Origin of the sequence: Mariniflexile jejuense (assembly GCF_042675665.1) — a bacterium.
In the GTDB taxonomy this organism is placed as follows: domain Bacteria; phylum Bacteroidota; class Bacteroidia; order Flavobacteriales; family Flavobacteriaceae; genus Mariniflexile; species Mariniflexile jejuense.
The window spans coordinates 1,759,901-1,783,146 of record NZ_JBHTJI010000001.1; the positions used below are offsets into that span (position 1 = coordinate 1,759,901).

General features: G+C 32.9%; 22 protein-coding genes and 1 pseudogene. All 23 read right to left on the reverse strand.

From position 1 onward, the window contains the following. Nucleotides 1-113 precede the first annotated feature (113 nt). The 23 genes and pseudogenes from ACFQ1R_RS07790 to ACFQ1R_RS07900 all read right to left on the reverse strand — a co-directional run bounded on the left by ACFQ1R_RS07790 (nt 114) and on the right by ACFQ1R_RS07900 (nt 23,245). Entirely contained in the window at nt 114-992 is an 879-nt protein-coding gene (locus tag ACFQ1R_RS07790) for a pseudouridine synthase (RefSeq protein ID WP_379925576.1), read from the reverse strand. A gap of 62 nt (nt 993-1,054) precedes the next feature. Then, nucleotides 1,055-1,960 carry a geranylgeranylglycerol-phosphate geranylgeranyltransferase gene (locus ACFQ1R_RS07795; RefSeq protein ID WP_379925577.1) on the reverse strand — a complete coding sequence of 302 codons (906 nt, stop codon included), beginning with the start codon at nt 1,958-1,960 and terminating at the stop codon, nt 1,055-1,057. Between the two features lie 52 nt (nt 1,961-2,012). Further along, nucleotides 2,013-2,942: a mevalonate kinase family protein gene (locus ACFQ1R_RS07800; protein ID WP_379925578.1), complete on the reverse strand. Its 930-nt coding sequence runs from the start codon at nt 2,940-2,942 to the stop codon at nt 2,013-2,015. Nucleotides 2,943-2,979: 37 nt separating this feature from the next. Beyond that, nucleotides 2,980-3,332, reverse strand: a pseudogene (locus ACFQ1R_RS07805) (four helix bundle protein). Nucleotides 3,333-3,347: 15 nt separating this feature from the next. Further along, nucleotides 3,348-4,433 carry a diphosphomevalonate decarboxylase gene (gene mvaD, locus ACFQ1R_RS07810; RefSeq protein WP_379925579.1) on the reverse strand — a complete coding sequence of 362 codons (1,086 nt, stop codon included), beginning with the start codon at nt 4,431-4,433 and terminating at the stop codon, nt 3,348-3,350. A 9-nt stretch (nt 4,434-4,442) separates the two neighbouring features. Beyond that, nucleotides 4,443-4,973 (reverse strand): DUF1697 domain-containing protein, encoded by a 531-nt coding sequence (locus tag ACFQ1R_RS07815; RefSeq protein WP_379925580.1) that lies wholly within the window; start codon nt 4,971-4,973, stop codon nt 4,443-4,445. Beyond that, nucleotides 4,970-6,187, reverse strand: coding sequence for a BaiN/RdsA family NAD(P)/FAD-dependent oxidoreductase (locus tag ACFQ1R_RS07820; protein WP_379925581.1), 1,218 nt, complete (start codon nt 6,185-6,187; stop codon nt 4,970-4,972). The genes ACFQ1R_RS07815 and ACFQ1R_RS07820 overlap by 4 nt, the downstream gene beginning before the upstream one ends. Continuing rightward, the gene (locus tag ACFQ1R_RS07825; protein WP_379925582.1) at nt 6,184-6,870 is read right to left on the reverse strand and encodes a glycerophosphodiester phosphodiesterase; all 687 of its coding nucleotides are present in this window, start codon (nt 6,868-6,870) and stop codon (nt 6,184-6,186) included. The genes ACFQ1R_RS07820 and ACFQ1R_RS07825 overlap by 4 nt, the downstream gene beginning before the upstream one ends. A gap of 4 nt (nt 6,871-6,874) precedes the next feature. Further along, a complete protein-coding gene (locus ACFQ1R_RS07830) occupies nt 6,875-7,738 on the reverse strand; it encodes an acyl-CoA thioesterase (RefSeq protein ID WP_379925583.1) in 864 nt (287 codons plus the stop codon). A gap of 9 nt (nt 7,739-7,747) precedes the next feature. Continuing rightward, nucleotides 7,748-8,698 (reverse strand): aldo/keto reductase, encoded by a 951-nt coding sequence (locus ACFQ1R_RS07835; RefSeq protein WP_379925584.1) that lies wholly within the window; start codon nt 8,696-8,698, stop codon nt 7,748-7,750. 17 nt (nt 8,699-8,715) lie between these two features. Further along, complete coding sequence (locus tag ACFQ1R_RS07840; RefSeq protein WP_379926324.1) at nt 8,716-10,278, reverse strand: protein adenylyltransferase SelO; 1,563 nt, start codon at nt 10,276-10,278, stop codon at nt 8,716-8,718. Further along, nucleotides 10,278-10,817: a peptide-methionine (S)-S-oxide reductase MsrA gene (gene msrA / locus ACFQ1R_RS07845; protein WP_379925585.1), complete on the reverse strand. Its 540-nt coding sequence runs from the start codon at nt 10,815-10,817 to the stop codon at nt 10,278-10,280. Before msrA ends, ACFQ1R_RS07840 begins: the two co-directional genes overlap by 1 nt. After that, a complete protein-coding gene (msrB, locus tag ACFQ1R_RS07850; RefSeq protein ID WP_379925586.1) occupies nt 10,807-11,268 on the reverse strand; it encodes a peptide-methionine (R)-S-oxide reductase MsrB in 462 nt (153 codons plus the stop codon). Before msrB ends, msrA begins: the two co-directional genes overlap by 11 nt. 198 nt (nt 11,269-11,466) lie before the next feature. Beyond that, nucleotides 11,467-12,972: an L-arabinose isomerase gene (gene araA, locus ACFQ1R_RS07855; protein ID WP_379925587.1), complete on the reverse strand. Its 1,506-nt coding sequence runs from the start codon at nt 12,970-12,972 to the stop codon at nt 11,467-11,469. Nucleotides 12,973-12,993: 21 nt separating this feature from the next. Next, on the reverse strand, nt 12,994-14,559 hold the full coding sequence (locus ACFQ1R_RS07860; RefSeq protein ID WP_379925588.1) for a solute:sodium symporter family transporter: 1,566 nt from the start codon (nt 14,557-14,559) through the stop codon (nt 12,994-12,996). A 40-nt stretch (nt 14,560-14,599) separates the two neighbouring features. After that, nucleotides 14,600-15,304: an L-ribulose-5-phosphate 4-epimerase gene (locus tag ACFQ1R_RS07865; RefSeq protein ID WP_379925589.1), complete on the reverse strand. Its 705-nt coding sequence runs from the start codon at nt 15,302-15,304 to the stop codon at nt 14,600-14,602. 1 nt (nt 15,305) lies between these two features. Beyond that, a complete protein-coding gene (locus ACFQ1R_RS07870) occupies nt 15,306-16,985 on the reverse strand; it encodes a ribulokinase (protein ID WP_379925590.1) in 1,680 nt (559 codons plus the stop codon). A gap of 142 nt (nt 16,986-17,127) precedes the next feature. Beyond that, entirely contained in the window at nt 17,128-17,814 is a 687-nt protein-coding gene (locus ACFQ1R_RS07875; RefSeq protein WP_379925591.1) for an NUDIX hydrolase, read from the reverse strand. Between the two features lie 38 nt (nt 17,815-17,852). Next, the gene (gene fsa, locus ACFQ1R_RS07880) at nt 17,853-18,509 is read right to left on the reverse strand and encodes a fructose-6-phosphate aldolase (protein ID WP_379925592.1); all 657 of its coding nucleotides are present in this window, start codon (nt 18,507-18,509) and stop codon (nt 17,853-17,855) included. Nucleotides 18,510-18,520: 11 nt separating this feature from the next. Beyond that, on the reverse strand, nt 18,521-20,563 hold the full coding sequence (locus ACFQ1R_RS07885) for a transketolase family protein (protein WP_379925593.1): 2,043 nt from the start codon (nt 20,561-20,563) through the stop codon (nt 18,521-18,523). A gap of 216 nt (nt 20,564-20,779) precedes the next feature. Then, nucleotides 20,780-21,118, reverse strand: coding sequence for an L-rhamnose mutarotase (locus tag ACFQ1R_RS07890; RefSeq protein WP_379925594.1), 339 nt, complete (start codon nt 21,116-21,118; stop codon nt 20,780-20,782). A gap of 9 nt (nt 21,119-21,127) precedes the next feature. Further along, the gene (fucP, locus tag ACFQ1R_RS07895) at nt 21,128-22,429 is read right to left on the reverse strand and encodes an L-fucose:H+ symporter permease (protein ID WP_379925595.1); all 1,302 of its coding nucleotides are present in this window, start codon (nt 22,427-22,429) and stop codon (nt 21,128-21,130) included. Between the two features lie 24 nt (nt 22,430-22,453). After that, entirely contained in the window at nt 22,454-23,245 is a 792-nt protein-coding gene (locus ACFQ1R_RS07900) for an SDR family oxidoreductase (RefSeq protein ID WP_379925596.1), read from the reverse strand. Nucleotide 23,246 lies beyond the last annotated feature (1 nt).

Below are 23,246 nucleotides of genomic sequence, written 5' to 3' on the forward strand. Positions count from 1 at the left end.
CTTTCAAAAAACGGAACATATAAACACGCTTCAATTTGTTCGGCAATTACGTTACAAATGAAATATAAAAAATTTAATTTTAAAGTGATTTGAAGTTTTTTTTTAGATTTTTTTTAAAGCATCTTCAAAGTATTCAATTCTTGTTCGGTTAAATGTTTCCAATGCCCGCGCGGAATGTCTTTTTTTGTAAGATGACCAATAGCAACACAATCTAAACTAACAATTTCGTATTTGAAATGATCGAAAATAGTGCGAATTAATGTGTTTCCTATATTCTTAATTTTTAAACCTATTTGATTTTTAGATTCACCATCAATATAGCTAATTTCTTCAACTGCAATTAGTTTTCCGTCAACTTTAAAGCCTGCTTGAATGGCTTTTAAATCTTCTAACTTTAAATTTTTATCTAATTCTACTTGAAATAAACGTGCTACACCATTTTTAGAGTTGGTAAATTTTTCTGCAATTACCTCATCATTTGTAAATAACAACAAGCCTTTTGAGTTTCTGCCCAAACGCCCAATTGGTTTTATTCTGGAAGTGGTAGCATTGGCAACTAAATCCATTACTGTTCTACCTTTGCCTTCGCTTGTGGTTGTTGCAAAGCCTTTTGGTTTGTTTAATAATACATATGCTTTTTTCTCTGGGTTTATCCTTGCTCCGTCGTATCGCACCTCGTCATCTAGCTTTACTTTATAACCCATTTCTGTTACTACTTTTCCGTTAACAGTTACAAGTCCTGTTGCAATATGCACATCGGCTTCTCTGCGCGAACACATACCAGAATTTGCGACGTATTTGTTTAAACGAATTTCATCTGGATTCGACGTTTTTTTAGATGGCGGATTCACATTGCGTATTGGCGCATTTCCTCTAGCAAAACTTTTACCTTTTGATGCACTACCACCTCTACTGGTATTTTTACCATTACTGTTTTGCTGTCCTCTTCCTGAAGGTTTCCCTTTTCCACTTGTTCCTTGCGTTCTACTCATCACTTTTATTTTTGGCAAAGATACTTTTAAAATTTACGATTTACGATTTTGATTTATAGATTTTATAAAATCCTATTCAACAAAAGGTTAACATCTATCAATAAAATACTAAAAACCCCTAAAACAATGATAAATTTTAAAATATTATGCTCTATTAGATAATGCAATTTTGTTTTAGACATCCACAATACTACTATAAAAACAACAAGCAGCACAATACTTAAATAGAAATAAATATACATATACCCTATTTCGAATTTAAATAACAACAAATATGTTGGCACAAGGGTTAATATTGCTAATGCTGTAAGCATCTTTTTTGAAGTACTTTCACCATAAACTATTGGAATTGTGTAATAGTTTAAGGTTAAATCGCCTGTTATGTTTTCTAAATCTTTGGTTAATTCTCTCATTGAAATTAATAAAAACAAGAAAATAGCATGTACAAAAATGACGGTTTCGAAATTTTTATAATACATGAAAATGGCAAAAAATGGCGTAATAGTTAAAATTGCTGAAGTTAAATTACCTATAAAGGGCAACTTTTTTAATTTGTGTGAATAAAACCAAATACCAAAAATATAAATTGAAAAGAAAATAACTGCTTTAAATGAAACGTAACTAGCCATTATAACAGCTATGAAATTTAAAACAAAATAAAATGACAATTTCGTGTTTTGACTAACCAACTTATCTAACTTCGATTTTATTGGGCGATTAATTAAATCTTTTTCAGAATCGTAAAAATTATTTATAATGTAACCACCTGCAATTGTAGCTGCCGAAGCTAAAACAAGCAAAAACAAATTAACATCAAAAACAACCTTACGCAAAGGTTTATCATGTGCCAATATATATATGGATGCTAAATATTGAGCGATTACAATTATTAGAATATTGTAACCTCTAATTACAGAAAACATGCTAAAAAACTTGAGAAGTATGTGCTTTTGTTTTCTGGATAACATGAAAAAATGTTTTGATAAAAGCCTAAAATAGGTTTATAGTAACAAAGAAAATTTAAAAATTATAAACTACTTCTAACTTATAATCTTTTAATGATTGTTTTGCTTTATCAATATTTTCGGTAAAACCTAAAATATAGCCACCTCCACCAGAACCACAAAGTTTTAAGTAGTACTCATTAGTTTCAATACCTTTTTTCCAAAGTTCATGAAACTGTTGCGGTATCATAGGTTTAAAATTATTAAGCACCACTTTTGATAGTTGTTTTGTGTTTTTAAACAACGATTTAATGTCGCCTTTCAAAAAATCTTCAACACAAGCATCGGTATGTTTTATAAACTGGTCTTTAAGCATATTGCGAAAACCTTCTTGTTTCATATTTTCCATAAAAATACTAACCATAGGCGCCGTTTCACCAATTATACCACTATCTAATAAAAAAACAGCACCTTTTCCATCGGCTTTTTGCGACGGAATACCTGTTGCTTCAATATCATCTTTTGAATTGATAAGGATTGGAATACTTAAATAGCTATTTAAAGGGTCTAAACCTGAAGATTTTCCATGAAAAAACGATTCCATTTCAGAAAAAATTGATTTTAAAATCAATAATTTTTCTCTAGTTAAATTTTCTAAAACCGTAATTTTATTGTGTGCGTAATTATAATAAATTGCAGCAACTAATGCACCACTACTTCCTACACCATACCCTTGTGGAATGGAAGAATCGAAATACATACCTGCATCAACATCACTTTTTAACGTATCAATATCAAAAGTTACCAACTCTGGATTAATTGTTTCTAAATATGAAACAAAACGTTTTAAACTTTGATTAGATTTTAAAGCTGCTTCTGAAGGGTTTTTGTCTGTTTTTAAAGCCCCATTATAAAAATTATATGGAATGGATAATCCTTTAGAATCTTTTATAATTCCATACTCACCGAAGAGTAGAATTTTTGAGTAAAATAATGGTCCTTTCATATAATTCAATTGATAATTGACAATTAATAATTGAAAATTATTTTTGTTTTGATGTTTTTATGATACTTGTAAGAAGTTTTAAAATTTCTTTTATATCAACCTGAATACTAATATACTCAGAATTATTCAAATAACTTGTTTCTTTAAGCAAATCTAACCAATATTCCGTTTCGTTTGCTTCTTTTAACGCAATTGAAAGCTTATGGATAAAATCTGCTTTACTTTCTGCATGTTCCGCTTCCCTTACATTAGCTCCAATGGATGTTCCTGAGCGTAACAATTGTTTTGAAAGCACCAACTCCTTCTACCTTCAGCTAAAAACTTATACAAATTTACAACTCTTACAGCAAATTGATAACTTTTAATTCTAATAATATTCCCCTCCTTCATTGTCAATTATCAATTTTACATTGTTAATTGTTTTGCACCCATGCCAATTTGGTCGCAAATATAATGACCGTTTTGACAATATGCAACTAATTCATTTTTAATGAATTCCAAAATTACTGAAGCTTCATTTTTTGGATATAACACATGTACATTAGCACCTGCATCTAACGTAAAGCTAATATGCAAACCTGTTTCTTGACGAAATTTCCAAATTTTATTAATAATTTCCAATGTATTTGGCTTCATTAAAATAAAATAGGGCATGCTTGTCATCATCATAGCATGTAATGTTAATGCTTCGCTTTCTATAAGTTGAATAAATGCTTCTAAATTTCCAGATTCTAATATGGGTTTTAAAGCTTTAAAATTATCATGCGCTTGCTGAAATCTGTTTTTTGCGTACGGATGATTGTGCATTAAATTGTGCCCAACCGTACTGCTTACTTGCTTTTCACCTTTATCAACCAACAAAATGGTGTCTTGATATTCCTTGAAATTTTCGTGAACTTTATATGGATATTTTACTCCAAATAAATCTGTACTTTCTTCAATCACACCGGTTCTTCCCCATACAATTAAATCTCCCTCAATACTACGACAAGCAGAACCAGAACCTAATCGTGCTAAAAATGATGCTTTTTGGTTAAAATAAGCGTCAGGCATATCTGGATTTAATTGCCTTTTTAAACTCATTAAGCACAACGCCAAAGCACTCATTCCTGAAGCAGACGATGCAATTCCTGAACTATGCGGAAACGTATTTTTGGTTTCAATTTTAAATTTATAATTTCTTAAAAAAGGCAAATAGACTTCAACACGATTAAAAAAAGTTTCTATTTTCGGTTTAAAATCATCCTTTTTTTCACCGTCTAAATAAACTTCAAATTCAAAATTAGTAGTGTTTTCTTTTTTTGAAAACGTTAAACTTGTTATTGTTTTACAATTGTTAAGTGTAAAACTAATGGATGGATTTTCAGGAATTTGGTCTTTCTTTTTTCCCCAATATTTAATTAAAGCAATATTACTAGGCGATTCCCAAGTTACTTTGCCACTTTCAATCGTATTTGAATATGCTTTAGGTATGAAGTTTTGTTCGGTCATTTCTTAATTTTATGCACACAAAGATAACAGTTTTACCATTGTATTATGGTTTCTAGCTGTACCAACTACATTTAACTTACGCTCAAAAGTATTCATATTAAACTTTGCTTTTCCGTAACCTACATCATTGTAAAAATAAATACAATCGTTTTTAATAACAACCTCCTCATTTTCATACGAAATTTGCATTGCTTCATCAACTAAGTTTTTATTAGGAATTTTATTTAATAGAATAAAATAACTTTTTCCTTTTTTTTCTTCGGAAAACGGACATGCATCAAAAATAATCTGAAATTGAGAAGACGTTTTTACAATTACCGAAACTTCAAACCCAAAATGGGATTTTATAGCGTTTTGTATAATTTCTTCTAATTTGAAGCTATTTTTTTCTGAAGATTCAAAAATAATATTTCCACTTTGAATGTAAGTTTGAACGTTTTCAAAGCCCAAACCTGTAAAACAAATTCGTAAATCTGCCATTGGCACTTTTTTATGTCCGCCAACATTAATACCTCTTAAAAGCGCAATAAACATACTCATTTTGAAATAGATTTAGCTACAATATATGCGCCAGTCCACGCATTTTGAAAGTTAAAACCGCCCGTTATAGCATCTATATTTAGTACTTCGCCTGCAAAATACAGGTTTTTATAAAGCTTACTTTCAAAGGTTTTAAAATTGATTTCTTTTAAATCGATTCCGCCAGCAGTTACAAATTCATCTTTAAAGGTGCTTTTGCCTTCAACCTTAAAAATAGCTTGGGTTAATTGTGATGCTAAATTTTCTAATTGTTGTTTGTTTAAATCTGCCCATCGGGTTTCTTCATGCATACTTGAAGCTACTACCAATTTTTGCCATAACCGTTTTGGTAAATCAAATTGTGTAGATTTAAACACTGTTTTTTTAGCTAAATCGTGTTTTAGTGCTTTCAAAATATCTAAACAATCTTCAAAAGTTTGCTTAATAAAATTAATTTCAATTTCAAATTTATAGTTTCGTTTTGCAAATTCAATAGCACCAAACGCCGATAATTTTAAAATAGCTGGCGCACTCATACCAACGTGTGTAATTAGCAATGGGCCTTCGCTATACAAATTGGTTTCTAAAACCTTAATTTCAACATTTTGTGCTACAACACCTGGAATATCTTTAATACGTTCGTCATTAATATCAAAAGTAAAAAGCGACGGTACGGGTTGTAAAATGGTATGACCTAAACCTTCTAAAAGATTCCAAATTTTTGGGTTGCTTCCTGTGGCAATTACTAATTTTTTACACCGATATGTGTCATCTTTTGTTTGGATTTCAAAACCTTCAAACTGGGTTTTTGAAGCTATTTGAGAAACGTTTTGATTATATAAAACATCAACCTTATGCCTTTTAGCTTCATTAAGAAAGCAATCAACAATGGTTTGTGATGAATTTGAAACGGGAAACATTCTGCCATCGTCTTCAATCTTCAAAGCAACACCTCGTTTTTCAAACCAATCAATAGTATCACCTGTCATGAATTGATGAAAAGGCCCTAATAATTCCTTTTCGCCACGCGGGTAATTTTGCACTAATTCTTGTGGAATAAATTCAGCATGTGTTACATTACAACGTCCGCCACCAGAAATTTTCACTTTTTGCAACCCCTCTTTTCCTTTTTCTAAAATTGCAACTTTTAGTTCTGGATTTTGTTCTGCAATATTTATAGCTGCAAAAAAACCAGCTGCTCCACCACCTATTATGATAACGTCTTTTTCAATCATATCCTGTTTGGATAATCTGAAATTATACCATCAACATTATACGATTTAATACGTTCCAAAGGTTTTAAATTATTTACCGTATATGCAAACACATTATAATTTTCTTGTAATTTTTCAACAATTTCTTGAGATAGCATGGTATAATCAACATGCATAGAAACTGCATTAATTGTTTTAGCAAAACTAACAGCTTTATCTAAATTTGTGTCTGTAAGAACGCCTAAAGGAATTTCTTTATTTATCTCATAAACAGTTTCTAACAAACCTGACTGAAAACTAGAAACTATAAATTGATTATAATTCCATCCTTTTTTTTCAACAAAAAAAGTAATTAACCTACATGCTTCTTTTGCTGTATTTATACCTTTTAGTTCAATATTTAATAAGCATTTTTTATCAACTAAAAGTAAAACTTCAGATAATGTTGGAATTTGGTATCGGTCTTTCACTTTTAATTTCTTCAACTCTTTAAGGGTGAATTTAGAAATTTCTCCTGTACCATCTGTCATTCTATTTACAGTGAAATCATGAAATACAACCAACTCACCCGATGCGCACACATGCACATCTATTTCAATACCATCTACACCTAAATCTAGGGCTTTTTGAATGGATTCCAACGTGTTTTCAGTAGCGTGACCTTTGGCACCTCGGTGCCCAATTTTTAAAACTTCATTACTCATTTTCTTATTTTTTTGGGCGCATTAACCCTTCTTGCGTAACAGATGCTATTAACTTTCCACTTCTTGTAAAAATATTTCCTCGTGCAAAACCACGTGCGTTTGAAGTATTTGGCGATTCTATGGCATAAAGCATCCAATCATCAAAATCAAAATCTCTAAAAAACCACATAGAATGGTCTAAACTTGCTGTTTGTGTATTACCCCAATGTGCTTTACTAGCGTGCCTATTCATGGCTGCTGCCAAAATATTATAATCGGAAATATAGGTTAATATTTGCTGTTTTGAAGGTAAATCTAAATTGGAAACATCGCCCATTAACTTAAACCACACATTTGTAAACGAAGGTAAATCTTCTTTATTAAATGGATTTACTACTTCAACAGGTTTAAATTCTATTGGGCGTTCAACTTGAATAAACGCTTTGGTTCTTGATGGAATTGCATCTCCAAATTGATTCAACATATCTGTCCAACTTAGTAACTCTTCTGGTTGTTTTATGTTTGAAGGCATATCAATTTGATGATTATAACCTTCTTCTTTTTTATGAAATGATGCCGATAAAATAAAAATAGTAACCCCATTTTGTTCGGCAGTAACACGTCGTACCGAAAAACTACCGCCATCTCTAACAATGCTTACATTGTAAACAATTAGTACATCCAACCTGCCTGCTTCTAAAAAATAGGCATGCATAGAATGAAGTACACGTTGGTTGGTTATGGTTCTGCAAGCGGCATTTATAGCTTGTGCCAAAACTTGACCACCAAATACATTGGGGCTTCCAACATCTGCACTTTCACCCGAAAATTGTGTTTCAGAATGCTCTGTTAATCTTAAAATATCTAATAAGGCACTAACGGTTTTCATGTGTATTGTTTAATTCCAAGCTAATTTACTGCGTTCTTTCCAATATATTTCGTTTGAAATGGGTGTTTTCTGTAAATTTTCTATCTCTGAATCTGATAAAACAAAATTATTAGCTTTTAAATTTTGCTTTAACTGTTTAATAGTTGATGCGCCACTTAACACAAAAGTAGGCTTTAAACTATCCATTACAAAACGTAATGCAACAGCATCAACATTTACTTTATATTTTTCTGAAAGTTGTTTTAATAAATTATATGACTCATTATAATGCTGAAAATTTTCATTTTGAAACACACGTCCGTTTGCTAAAGCTTCTTTTATAATAACCGATTTACCACTTTGTAGTATATGTTGCAAAACTGAAAATGTAGATTGTTCAAAAACATTATAGGTAACTTGAAAGCAATCAAACAACATTTCGTTTTTAATGCTAATTTTTAATGCTGCTTCAAGTATTTCTTTTTGATTTGCACCACTGGTACTAATACCAATTTGCAAACCCGTTTCTTTTTTAATTTCGAAAAGTTGATTTAAGACGTTTTGATTTTCTAAAATACCGCTTTCAAAAGTTGCCGAATGCACTTGGTAATATTTCAACTTTGGAAGCATTTTTTTTGACACCTGCCATTGTTCCAATAGTTTTTTTAATGAATGTTCTTTAACTTCATGTTGGCCACTAAAACCCAATTCCCAATTTGCTACATAGGTATAACCCCATTTGGTACCTAAAACCACATCTGGATGGTTTGTTTCCATATCCCATTCACGCAAAAAAGCTTCACCTTTGCCATATGATGGTGCTGTATCAAAATACCTAACACCCAACTTATAAGCTTCATTTAAAACCGAAAACGTGTTGTTTTTAAAAGCTATTTTGCTTTTATCAATAGCATTATTATCTCTAATATTTATGTATTCTGGTCTTCCTAAAGCTGCTAATCCTAAACCTATTTGAGTCATTTACATTTATAAATTTACTACGAACTACACGACAACATAGAACAACCCACTTTATTTCTTGCCCAATCTGGACGTTTTGCAAACCATTTTTCGAATTCAGGTTGTTCGTTGTACGGTTTTTTAAGTAATTGAAATAACTCATCTATTAGCTTATAATCGCCTTTATTTGCATCATCAATTGCCAATTGCGCCATGTAATTTCGAAGCACATATTTTGGATTTACAGCATTCATCTTCATTTTTCTTTCTTCGGAAGTTATTAATTCTTGACTTAAACGTTCAGCGTATCTTTGAAACCAAGCATGCCATTTTTGTTGTATTTCTTCATTTATTTCTTCTGAAATATAAAATGCTTCTTTTATAATTTTTAACCCTTCTGAAGGTTTCTCACTATTAAAATCACTTAAATTTCTAAAAAAAATAGTCATATCGGTTTCTGTGAGTAATAAATTATCTTCCAATTCTTGAATTAACGATGCATCAAAAACATCTTCTATTTCTAAACCTATTTTTGAACGCATCATCTTCAAAGATTTCACTTCAAAATCTGTTTTATAAGTATTTAAAATTTCTTCAAGTGATTCTGTTTCTTCAATTAAAGGATACAAAGCGTTTGCCAATTTATACAAATTCCACAACCCAACGTTTGGCTGATTGCCATATTGGTAACGTTTATGTTGTCGGTCTGTGGTGTTTGGTGTCCAACCATAATCAAAACCTTCCAACCAGCCGTAAGGCCCATAATCGATGGTTAAACCAAGAATAGACATATTATCGGTATTCATTACGCCATGTACAAACCCGACACGTTGCCAGTTGATAATCATATCTAACGTTCGCTTTGAAACTTCACTAAAAAAAGCTAAATACGTTTTTTTTGAAGGTTCACCTAAATGGCCAAAAAAGTGTTTTATAGTATAATCTACAAGCGTTTTAAGTGTTTTAATATCTTGGCGCGCTGCAAAAATTTCGTAGTTACCAAACCGCAAAAAAGAAGGTGCTACTCGGCAAACAATGGCTCCTTTTTCGTATTCAGGATTGCCATTATACAACATATCTCTTAAAACTTGGTCGCCAGATAATGCCAATGATAAAGCTCTGGTTGTTGGCACACCTAAATGAAACATGGCTTCGCTACATAAATATTCACGAATGGACGAACGCAAAACTGCCAAACCATCGGCAGTTCTAGAATACGGTGTTTCTCCTGCTCCTTTTAGCTGAAGTGCCCAACGCTTGTTATTATGAACAACTTCGGTTAAATTTATAGCACGACCATCACCCAATTGTCCTGCCCAATTACCAAATTGATGTCCGCCATAACACATGGCATAAGGCTTCGTGTTCGGTAAAACGACGTTTCCTGTAAAAATTCTTAAAAAGGCTTCTGATTTAGCTTCTTCAATTGTAAGTCCTAAATTTTCAAGCATTTCGGGCGACACATGAAGTAATTCGGGTTTTGCTGTTTGCTTGGGTGAAACATAAGAAAAACAGGCCTTTTCAACCTGTCTTCTTGTATTTTCTAAAATTGAATCAGCTGGTAATTCTTTATTAAATGTATCTTTTATATTGAGGTTTATCATTTTAATTTATCTCCGTACAATTTTCTTAATTTAGATAATTTCGGCATAATTACAAAATTACAATAGCCTTGTTCTTTATTGTTTCTGTAATAATCTTGATGATATTCTTCTGCTTTATAAAATACGTTTAACGGACTTACTTCTGTTACAATTGGATGATCATAAAGTTTAGACACTTCATTAATCACTGTTTCTGCTATAGCCTTTTGATTTTCATCATGATAATAAATTACCGAGCGGTATTGCGTACCAACATCAGCACCTTGTTTGTTTAATGTTGTTGGGTCGTGTGTTGTCATGAAAATAAATAATATATCTTCATAAGAAATCACGTCAGTATCAAATGTTATTTGCACCACTTCAGCATGCCCTGTTAGTCCTGAACAAATTTCGCGATATGTTGGATGCCCTGGAACATTGCCTCCAGAATAACCTGATTCTACTTTTTCAACACCTTTTAACTCCTGAAAAACTGCTTCTGTACACCAAAAACAGCCACCACCAAATGTGGCTAGTTGTAAATTTTTAGCTCCCATGGGTTGCCTCCGTTTCTAATAGCATTGATTCTGAATTAATACAATAACGCAAACCACTAGGTTCTGGTCCATCTGGAAATACGTGACCTAAATGAGCATCGCACGTATTACACATTACCTCAACCCGAATCATGCCATAAGCAGTATCTTTTTCATATTTTATAGCATTTGGTTTTATAGGTTGCGTAAAACTAGGCCAACCTGTACCAGATTCAAACTTAATAGTTGAGTCGAACAACGGTGTATTACAGCATATACAATTGTATTTTCCGGCTTCATGAATAGTACATAATGCGCCACTATGCGGGCGTTCTGTACCTTTTTGTCTTGCAATTCTATATTGCTCTGGTGTTAATTGTAATTTCCATTCGGCATCTGTTTTTTCAACACGACGGTCTGGAGTTGGATTTCCTTTTACCGAAAAATTGATTACGTCTTTCCAAGTTAGCATACTTATGTTTCCTTTCTTTTTAATATATAATTTCTTTATTGAAGTCGAAATTTAGTCGTTAAAACAACTATTTACTTTCAAAACATACAATTTTAAAAGCTACACTTTCTACTTAAAAACTTAAAATCAAACAAATAAAAAACCATCAAAAACTATATTTTGATGGTTTAAATTTAAGATTATTTTATTTAAAAAGAACTAAAACCCTTTGTTTATAACATAAGCAGCGTCATTCCAACGAAGCTCTTGTTTAAAACGGTATAAATCGGTTTTTTCATCAATTAATAAATATTCAATATCCATAATTTCAGCAAAATCTTCTAAAGATTCAGGTGAAATATTTTGGCTATAACATGTGTGATGTGCCCCACCAGCATAAATCCAAGCAGCGGCAGCCGTTTGTAAATCTGGTTTTGCATCCCAAAGTACACGAGCAACTGGTAATTTTGGTAAGCTTTCTTTAATTTCAACAGCTTCAACTTTGTTTACTAACATTCTAAAACGGTTACCCATATCAACAACCGATGCGTTTAAAGCGTTTCCTGCACCACCGTTAAATACTAATCTAACAGGATCTTCTTTTCCTCCAATTCCTAATGGGTGAATTTCACAAGACACATCGCCTTTAGCAATAGATGGACAAATTTCTAACATGTGAGAACCTAAACAGGTTGTATTATCAGGATCAAAATGATAGGTGTAATCTTCCATAAAGCTATTTCCTCCTTCTAAACCTGCACCCATAACTTTCATGGTACGCACTAATGCCGAAGTTTTCCAGTCGCCTTCACCACCAAAACCATAGCCACTTGCCATTAAACGTTGGGTTGCGATACCAGGTAATTGTTTCATACCATGTAAATCTTCAAACGTATCAGTAAATGCTGTATAACCACCATTTTCTAAAAAAGCACGCATACCTAACTCAATTTTAGCAGCATCTTTTAATGATTGACGCATAGCACCATCTGCCTTAATTTTGGAAGCCATAACATAGGTATCATCATACTCTTGTACCAATCTATCTACTTGCGCATCTGTAATTTGATTTACATAATCAACTAAATCGCCAATTCCATACCCATTTACTTCGTATCCAAATTTAATTTGAGCTGATACTTTATTTCCATCAGTAACTGCAACTTGACGCATGTTATCACCAAAACGAGCTACTTTCATAGTTTTGCTATCGGCTACTGCATTTGCAACACGACACCAATCGGCCACTTGTTTAATAACTTTTTCATTTTGCCAATGACCGACAACAACTTTACGATTTTTACGAAGTCTAGATACCATAAATCCAAACTCACGACCACCGTGTGCAGATTGATTTAGGTTCATAAAATCCATATCAATAGTACTCCAAGGAATATCTCTATTAAATTGTGTGTGTAAATGTAAAAATGGTTTTTGTAGTGCGGTTAAACCTGCAATCCACATTTTAGCTGGTGAAAACGTATGCATCCAAGTTATGATACCAATACAATTATCATCATTATTAGCCGCTTTACAAATAGCATGAATTTCTTCAGGCGATTTTACAGTTGGTTTAAAAACTACATTTACAGGAATAACGCTACTTGCACTATAAGCATTTGCAATTTCTTTTGAATGTTCGGCAACCTGTTTTAATGTTTCAGGACCGTATAAATGCTGGCTTCCGGTTACAAACCATACTTCGCCAAATTTTAAATTAATCATTTTGTATTATAAAAAGTGTTATTAAGATAAATATACATATAGACCTACTACCATAGCTACAATAGCAAATCCAACAGGTTTTAAATATTCCCAATTAGTAATATCTACTTGTTTGGTATATTCTTGATTATAATCTGTATCTCTTGGATAAAAGCGACTTATTAAAAACATCATAAGAATTGTTAAAACAAATAGAATTCCCATTATGTGTAAAAAACTAATATTTGGCTTTATTATATACAAGGTTATTAAGTAAGTGACTGCACTAAACAAAATAGAAATATTGGCAGCTTTAGCAGAAACACGTTTAGAAAAGATACCCACAATTATAATAGCTAAAATTGGCACACTATGTGTACCATTTAATTGTTGTAAATAAGTAAACACACCGCCTTCAACACCATACAAAAGCGGAGCTATTGCCATAGAGAACACCCCTAAAAGTGTTCCAAAAATTTTACCTGCTTTTACAGTTTTTCTTTCTGAAGCTTCCTTGTTCATAAAAGCTTTATAAAAATCTAACCCAAATAAGGTTACTGAGCTATTTAAAGCACTATTGAACGAACTTAAAATTGCACCGAATAGTACTGCTGCAAAAAAACCTATAAATGCTGTTGGTAATACTTGCTTAACTAGCATTGGATACGCTTCATCTGGGTTTGCTAAATCGCCATTAAAAATATAAAATGCAATAATACCTGGAAGTACTACTATAAATGGTCCTAATATTTTAATGAACGCAGCTAACAAGAGTCCTTTTTGACCTTCTTTTAAGTTTTTAGCTCCAAGTGCTCTTTGTATAATCGCCTGATTTGTTCCCCAATAGTAAAAATTTACAATTATCATGCCCGTGAATAAAGTCCAAAATGGCACATCAGAATCTGGACCTCCAATAATTACAAACTTTTCAGGAAGTGCAGTTGTTAATGTATGTAAACCTTTAAAGACACTTCCATCACCTATATACATGAGTCCAAAAATTGGTATTAGCGAACCTCCAATTATTAAACCAATAGCATTAATAGAATCGGAAACAGCCACAGCTTTTAAACCTCCAAAGATAGCATAAATACCTCCTATAATACCTATAGCCCAAACAGTTACCCAAAGTGCAGCTTTATCTGAAATGCCTAGCATTTGAGGCACATCGAACATTGAATTAATAGCTAGTGCACCAGAGTAAAGTACTGTAGGCAACATAGATATAGCATAGCCCAATAAAAACAACAAAGACACAATGGTTTTGGTGCTTTTACCATACCTTGTTTCTAAAAATTGCGGTATGGTTGCAACACCACCTTTTAAATATTTAGGAAGTAATATAAATGCTGTAAAAACCATTGCTATGGCAGCAATAACTTCGTAAGCCATAATTGGCAAACCATCTCTAAATGATACACCATTCATCCCTACAATTTGTTCGGTTGATAAATTGGTTAGTAGTAATGAGCCTGCTATTACAGGTCCCGTAAGACTTCGTCCTCCTAAGAAATAGCCATCGGACGAATTCTCGTCGGTATTACGAGTTGACCACCAAGCAACCACAGCAACTATTAATGTAAAGCCTACAAAAGATAAAATTCCCATATTTAATTAATTTTAGTTAGTATTTAGTTTATAATTGGTTTTAACATCCTTGACCATAATACGCATCTTTACCATGCTTACGGTCATAATGTTTATTTTTTAAGGCTTCTTTTAATCTAGCTGCATTTGGGTTTATTTGCAATGTTAAATATGCCATTCTAGCAACTTCTTCACAAACAGCACTATTATAAACAGCTTTCGCAACGGTTGAACCCCAAGTAAATGGTGCATGGTTTCCAACAAGTATCATTCCTACTTCATTGTAGTCTAAACTGCGTTCTTTAATACAATCTATAATTTGATACCCCGTCATGTGTTCATAATCGCCTGCAATATAATCATCTTTCATTGGTGGTGCACAAGGAATATCAGAAATTAAATGGTCGGCATGCGTTGTACCAAAAATCGGTATATCTTTTATGGCTTGAGCCCATGCGGTTCCATAGGTTGAATGCGTATGTACTACACCGCCTACTTTATCCCATTCTTTATATAAAACCGCATGTGTTTTTGTGTCGGATGATGGTCGCAAAGTACCTTCAACTATCTTAGCCTCAAAATCGCAAATAACCATATCTTCAGGTTTCAAATCTACATAAGGCACACCACTAGGTTTTATGGCAAAAACACCTTTATTTCTATCAACCGCACTAGCATTTCCAAATGTAAATAATACCAATCCTAATTCTGGCAGTTGCATATTGGCTTCAAAAGCCTCTTCTTTTAATGATTTATAAATACTCATATTATTTATTTTTCATGATATGATTTTCCATAGCTTCACATAGTTCACTATAGTTCTTATAGACTTCCTTGTAAGCTTCAGCATTTTCTTTTATAGGCTGATACTCTTTTTCAAAAGGACTTGCCATAGCATTCATTGCGGTTTCGGTATTTTGATGTACTTCTGCAGCAACAGCTCCAAAAATAGCAGCACCTAAAGCGCAAGCCTGTTCAGATTGTGCTACTTTAATAGGCGTATTTAAAACGTCTGCCATGGTTTGCATAACGAATGTTGATTTTTTAGCAATGCCTCCTAAAGCAATTACACCTTTTACAGGAATGCCTTCACTAATAAATCTATCAGCTATTTTTTTTGCTCCGAAACATGAAGCTTCCACTAAAGCTCTAAATACTTTTGGTGATGAACTTCCTAAATTGATTCCTGAAATAACACCTTTTAGATTTTGATTAGCATCAGGTGTTCTTCTACCATTCATCCAATCTAAAGCCAATTCTCCTGAAGCGGTTATTGGTTCTTTTGAAGCTGCTTCACTTAGTTTTGGTAAAATATTAACTATAGATTCTTCAACTAATTTTGCTTTAATATCTTCACTAATTAGATTTGAATTTCCAACAAGTTCTATAATTGGCCATGAAATTAAGCGTTCGTACCACGCATAAATATCGCCAAAAGCCGATTGTCCTGCTTCCAAACCTAACATATTTGGAATTACCGAACCATCTACTTGTCCGCAAATACCTTTTACTAAATGTTCTTTTTCTTGTAATGGTGTAACCAAAATATCGCAGGTAGACGTTCCCATAACCTTGGTTAAGTAATAAGGTTCAATATTTACACCAACAGCACCCATATGACAATCAAAAGCACCAACAGCAACAACAACTGAGGTTGATAAGCCTAAACGTTTTGCCCATGCTTCCGACAATGTTCCTGCTGAAACATTTGATGTATGTGTTTCTTTAAATAAACGGTCTGTTAAACCATCTAAAACAGGATCTAATGCTACAAAAAAATCGTTTGGTGGCAATCCGCCAAACGATTCGTGCCATAAAGCTTTATGACCCGCAGCACAACGGCTACGTTTCATTTGTGTTACGTCGTTGCCTCCTGTTAATAAAAATGGCACCCAATCGCAATGTTCAACCCATGAATATGCGGCGTTTAAAACTTTTTCATCTTGTCTTGAAACATGTAAAATTTTACTCCAAAACCATTCTGAAGAATAAATACCGCCTTCAAATTGAGAATAATCTACATCCCATTTTTTACATAACGCATTTATTTCATCAGCTTCTTTAATACCTGTATGGTCTTTCCAAAGTACAAACATGGCGTTTGGATTTTCTTCAAAACCTTCTAATAACGCCAATGGTGTTCCATATTTATCAACTGCTACTGGTGTAGAACCTGTAGTATCAACACCAATGCCTACTATATTTTTTACTACTTCATCGCCAACTTGAGATACTACCGATTTGATAGTATTTTCTATACCTTCAATATAATCTAAGGGATGCTGACGGAATTTATTTTTTGAAGGTTCGCAGTATTTACCACTTTTCCAACGTGCATAATAATGAACTGCTGTAGCCATTTCTTCACCTGTTGAAGCATTTACTATAAGTGCTCTAACAGAATCTGACCCGAAATCCATTCCTATGGTAAACTTGACGTTATTCATAATTTAAATCTATAAAATTTATTTCTTTTAATTAGCATTGCTAATATAATATTTATTTTGACAAGTGTATTATAAACACTTATAAAATTTTAAACAAAAAAATCTATATTTTTTTTAAAAGCTTTAAGCTAGTTTATTAAAATTATAGATTGAAATTTTGTTCTATTTGATAAAGTGCTTCATCAAACTCGTAAAAGTATGCGCCTTTTCTAGATTCGGACATGTCTTTTTCAGTAAGTTTGACTAAATAATTCATTTGAGCTACCTTTCTTCTAAAGTTTCTTTTATCGATAGGCTCATTCAAAATACCTTCATAAAGTGCTTGCAATTGTGGCAAGGTGAATTTAGCTGGTAATAAATTGAACGCTATTGGGAAATTGCGAACACGACGCCTTAATCGTCTAATGGCTGAATCAACCATATCTCGATGGTCGAAAACAAGTTCGGGTAATTCATCAATAGGAAACCACTTAGCATTATATTTACTAACTAATGCTTCATCGTATTCCGACTTCAAAATCATGGCACTGTATGTTGTAGAAACAACGCGCCCAGAAGTATCTCTGTTTGCTTTACCAAAAGTTTTAACTTGCTCCATATAAATATTCTCCAAACCAGACAATCCATATAGTACTCTATTGGCGGCTTCATCTAAATCTTCATCATTACCAATGAAGCCACCAATTAAAGACCATTTACCTATTTCGGGAGCAAACCCTCTGTGTATAAGCAATAACTCTAATCTGTTGTTGTTAAATCCGAAAATTATACAATCAACAGCTAGTTTAATTTGTTGTAATTCTTCATATCTTTTGTTATCAATTGTCATAGTTTCAAAGAAAAATTATCAACAAATTTTGTAATTAATTATTTATTTCCTTTTTGGTAATCTAATAAAAACTGTGCTAAACCACTATCGGTTAAAGGGTGTTTTAATAAACCTTTTATAGCAGATAATGGCCCAGTCATAACATCAGAACCTAACTTAGCACAATCAATAACATGCATTGTGTGACGTACCGATGCTGCTAAAATTTGTGTTTGAAAACCGTAGTTATCATAAATTAATCTGATTTCTGAAATTAAGTTTAAACCATCTGTTGAAATATCATCTAAACGACCAATAAAAGGTGATACATACGTTGCACCAGCTTTTGCAGCTAATAACGCTTGCCCTGGAGAAAATACTAAAGTAACATTAGTTCTAATACCTTTATCTGAAAAGTATTTACAAGCTTTAATACCATCTGCAATTAATGGCAATTTTACCACGATTTGTGGGTGAAGTGCAGCCAAAGCTTCACCTTCTCTTACCATACCTTCAAAATCGGTTGAAATAACTTCAGCACTTACATCGCCTTCAACTAAATCACATATTTTTTTGTAGTGAGCTAAAATATTTTCAGCTCCAGTAATACCTTCTTTTGCCATTAATGATGGGTTTGTAGTAACACCATCTAAAACGCCTAATGCTTGTGCTTCGGCTATATCATTTAAATTTGCAGTATCAATAAAAAATTTCATCTTTTATAATTTTAGTTTTGTTGTGTTTTTAAATATTCTAGTACTTGTTTGCTTACTTTCTCGCCAGTAAATCCGAATTTCTCATCAAGAACATTTGCTGGTGCTGAATATCCAAAATGATCTAATCCAAATACTTTTCCGTTATCTCCAACCAAACCTTCTAAATTAACAGGTAAGCCCGCAGTTAAACCAAATAATGGTTTGTTTTTAGGAATTACTGAATTTTGATAGTCTTTTGATTGCAGTCTGAATAATCCTTCTGAAATTACTGAAGCTATGTTTACTTTTAAACCGTTTTCTGCTTCTAAAATTTCAGCAGCAGCTATAAGCGTTGAAACTTCTGAACCATTAGCAATTAAAACCACATCTGGGTTTTCAACTTGTTTCACTAAATAACCCCCTTTTTCAGCAGCTAATGCTTCTTTATATCTTGAACTTCCAATTGCAGGAATGTCTTTAATATTTTGTCTAGAAAGTATTAAACCAGTTGGTGTGTTTTTGTTTTCTAATGCCATTTTCCAAGCTACTGAAGTTTCAGCAGAATCTGCAGGACGTAACGCTAAGAAACTTGGGTTTCCACTATGGTTTTTCAGTTTCTCTAATAAACGAATTTGCGCTTCTTGTTCAATTGGTTGATGTGTTGGTCCATCCTCACCTACTCTAAAGGCATCATGCGTCCATACATATTTCACACCTAATTCTTGAATACCACTTAAACGAATGGCTGGTTTCATATAATCTGAAAACACAAAGAAGGTTGCTACAACAGGGATGATACCACCGTGTAATGCTAAACCGTTTGCAATACATGCCATGGTTAACTCTGCTACACCTGCTTGTAAAAACGAGCCTGAGAAATCTCCTTTTTTAAGTGCGTGGGTTTTCTTTAAGAAACCATCGGTTTTGTCAGAGTTTGATAAATCGGCAGAAGACACAATCATGTTTTCTACTTTACCAGCTAAATAGCCCAATACACCTGAAGAAGCTGCTCTTGATGCTAAACCTGCTTTATGCTCAATAGATTCAAAATCTAATTCTGGTAATTCACCTGATAAAAAAAAGTCTAATTTATCAGCCAATGCTTTATTTGAAGCTCTCCAAGAAGCAATTTCTGCTTTCTTTTCGGCGGCTTTTACTGTTTTTTCTTTTAAAATAGTTTTATAGAATGCCTGTACATCTGAATAAATATCAAACGGACTTTCAGGATTTGCACCTAAATTTAATAATGTTTTAATGTAATCAGCACCTGTATGTCCAATTGGCTGACCGTGTAATTCACATTCGCCTTCAAACATACTTCCATCGGCAGTTACACAACCTTTACCCATAATGGTTTTACCAATTATTAAGGTAGGTTTTTCAGTTTCGTTGTTTGCATCGGTTAAAGCTTTTCTTATTTCATCGTGGTTATGACCATCAATAGTAACAACCTTCCAACCCCATGCTTCGTATTTCATGGCAGTATCTTCAGAGGTTACTTCTTCAGTTCCTGTTGATAATTGAATGTCATTAGAATCAAAGAACATGATGAAATTACTCAACCCTAAATGACCAGCAATTCTACCTGCACCTTGTGAAATTTCTTCTTGAACACCACCATCAGAAATAAAACCATATACTTTATGATTCATCCAGTCACCAAAACGTGCTTGTAAAAATTTTGCACCAATAGCAGCACCAATACCCATAGTATGACCTTGACCTAATGGCCCTGAAGTATTTTCAATACCGCGTTTTACATCAACCTCTGGATGACCTGGTGTGATTGAACCCCATTGTCTAAAATTAGCAACATCATCCTTTTCATAGTTTCCTAAAAGATAATATTGAGCATACATTAAGGTAGATAAGTGACCAGCATCCATGAAAAAACGGTCTCTAAATGGCCATTCCATATCAGTTGGATCAAAGTTAAAGAACTCAGAATATAAAATGTGCATAAAATCTGCACCGCCCATTGGACCACCTGGATGTCCTGAATTTGCTTTTTCTACCATTGCTACAGCTAATGCTCTGATATTATCTGCTGCTTGTTGATCTAATTTTTTGTTCATTTTTTTTATGGTTAATTTTTAATAGCCAACAACTTAGTTGGATTGCATTTAAACTAATTTTGCAAAAATAAAAAAATAGTTTACCTAAAGCCTATTTTAAATGCAATAGCGAATTATATTTGCAAATATATGCAAATAATTTATAAGTGTAGTAAAAACACTTATAAATTATTGGTAAAAAATGAAATCTGAATTATTTTAGTTTGTTTGAAGGTATTATAGCTTAAATATGGTATCTAAAAGTATCCATTTTTCGCCTTCTTTAGCAAAAGGCACTTTTTGTTGGTATTTCCACATGAGTGTTTCCCATTCTTGCACTTTGGAATTATTGGCATCTAATTTAGATTTAGCTTCAAATGAGAAGGATGCATCTGCTTCAATAATCATAAATAATCTATTACCTTTATTGTAAATTTCCATATTAATAATTCCAGAAGCCTTAATACTATCTAAAACCTCTTGCCATACGTTTTTATGACGCTCAATATATGCTTCAATGAGAATATTATCATCTTTCAAATCGCAAAACAGACAGTATTTTTTTGTGGAAGCCATAGTGAAATTTTACCCTTGATATGGATACGTTTTATAAGATCTGTAACCATAAATAGCTGTAAAAACAAAACAAACAAGCGGCAATATATAGGATATATTTACTGAAAATGTATCAATCATATAGGCCTGTAAATATGGTAATAATGCACCGCCACCAATAGCCATTACAAGACCTGCGGCACCTAATTTAGCATCATCACCAACACCTTTTAGAGCAATTCCGTAAATGGTAGGGAACATTAACGACATACATGCCGAAACACCAACTAATGCGTATAACCCAAATAAACCACCGACAAAAATAACAGGAATTAATAACCCAATAGCCAAAATAGACAAATACATTAACAACGAGCCTGGTGTTAGATATTTTAATAAAAACGTGCAAATAAAACGTGAAATTGTAAACACAACTAAAGCATAAATGGTGTACGAACCTGCCTCAATAGCTGCATCGCCCTCAATCATACCTAAATCCATAAACACTTTAATACCATATTGAATAGTATATGTCCAAACACAAATTTGTGCTCCTACATAAAATGCTTGGGCAATAACACCTTCTTTATATCTAGCATTTGAAATTAACCTGTTTAGCGTTCCTTTTATATCTAATCCTTTGTTTCCATCATCTTGTTTGCTTTTAGGCATTTTTTTAAGAAGAATCAAAACAAACATGATGGCGATAACAACACCAATAATAACATATGGTGTTTTAACAACTTGTAAATCTGCCATTTTAATAACTTCAAATTCGTCTGAAGGTAACGCAGCTCTTTCAGCAGTACTTAATTTATTCATTTTTGCTAAAATAAATTCTTTAGCAACCCATGCTCCTGTTATAGAACCTATGGGGTTAAATGCTTGTGCTAAGTTTAAGCGCTGTGTAGACGTTGCTTCTTCACCCATAGATAAAATATAAGGGTTTGCACTTGTTTCTAAAAAACTAAGTCCGCATGTTAAAATAAAAAAAGCTGCTAAAAATGGCCAAAACAAACCTGTGGAAGCAGCTGGAATAAATATAAGTCCACCAATGGCATACAATGCCAACCCTAATAAAATACCCGATTTATAAGTGTATTTTTTTATGAATAACGCCGCAGGAATTGCCATTAAACAATAGCCACCATAAAATGCCACCTGTGTAAATGAACTGATGGTTTGACTTTGGTTAAAAATTCTACCGAAAGCACTTACTAACGGATTTGTAATATCGTTTGCAAAACCCCATAAGGCAAAACAAAAAGTTATTAAAATAAATGGTACTACTAAATGTACTGGTACAACAGGAATTTTGGTTGGTTTATTCATTGGTGGTTTAGTTGGATTTTTTAATTATTCAGTTAATAAAGAACGGTCTAGGTGTACATAACCACCATCAACAAATATAAATTGCCCTGTGGTGTGTGATGACCTATTGGAAATTGTAAACAAACAGGTATTGGCAATTTCTTCTGGCGTTGTCATTCTATTTTCTAAAGGAATTTTTTTGACAATTGATTTTAGCTTTTCTTCACCATTTTCTAACGTTTTAATCCATGTATCATAAGCTGGCGTCCAACTTTCTGCAATTATTAAAGCGTTTACTCGAATGCCTTCTTTAATTAAATCGACAGCCCATTCTCTGGTTAAACCTAAAACACCACCTTTTGATGCAGCATAACCTGATGTTCCGCCTTGCCCTGTCATACCAACTTTAGAACCAATATTTAATATATTTCCTTTTGATTTTTTTATATATGGTAAACAGTACTTTGTTGTAGCAAAAAAGCTAACAAGATTTAGTTTTAGTGACTGCATAAAATCATCAATAGATGCATCTAAACCTGCACCATCATTAACCCCAACATTATTGATTAATGCATCAATACGTCCATATTTATCAGCAATTACTTTAACTGCTGCTTCAATTTGCTCTGGTTTAGTAACATCGGTTTTCACGAAAAGAGCATCAATACCTTTGTCTTGTAGTTCTTTTTCATAAGCAAATCCGCGGTCGTTTCTGCAAATAATTACAGGAATCGCGCCTTCCTTTGCTAGGGCTTGAACAATGGTTTCGCCTATACTACCTTTTATACCTGCAGCACCCGTAACTACGACTACTTTATCTTTTAAATGTAAATCCATA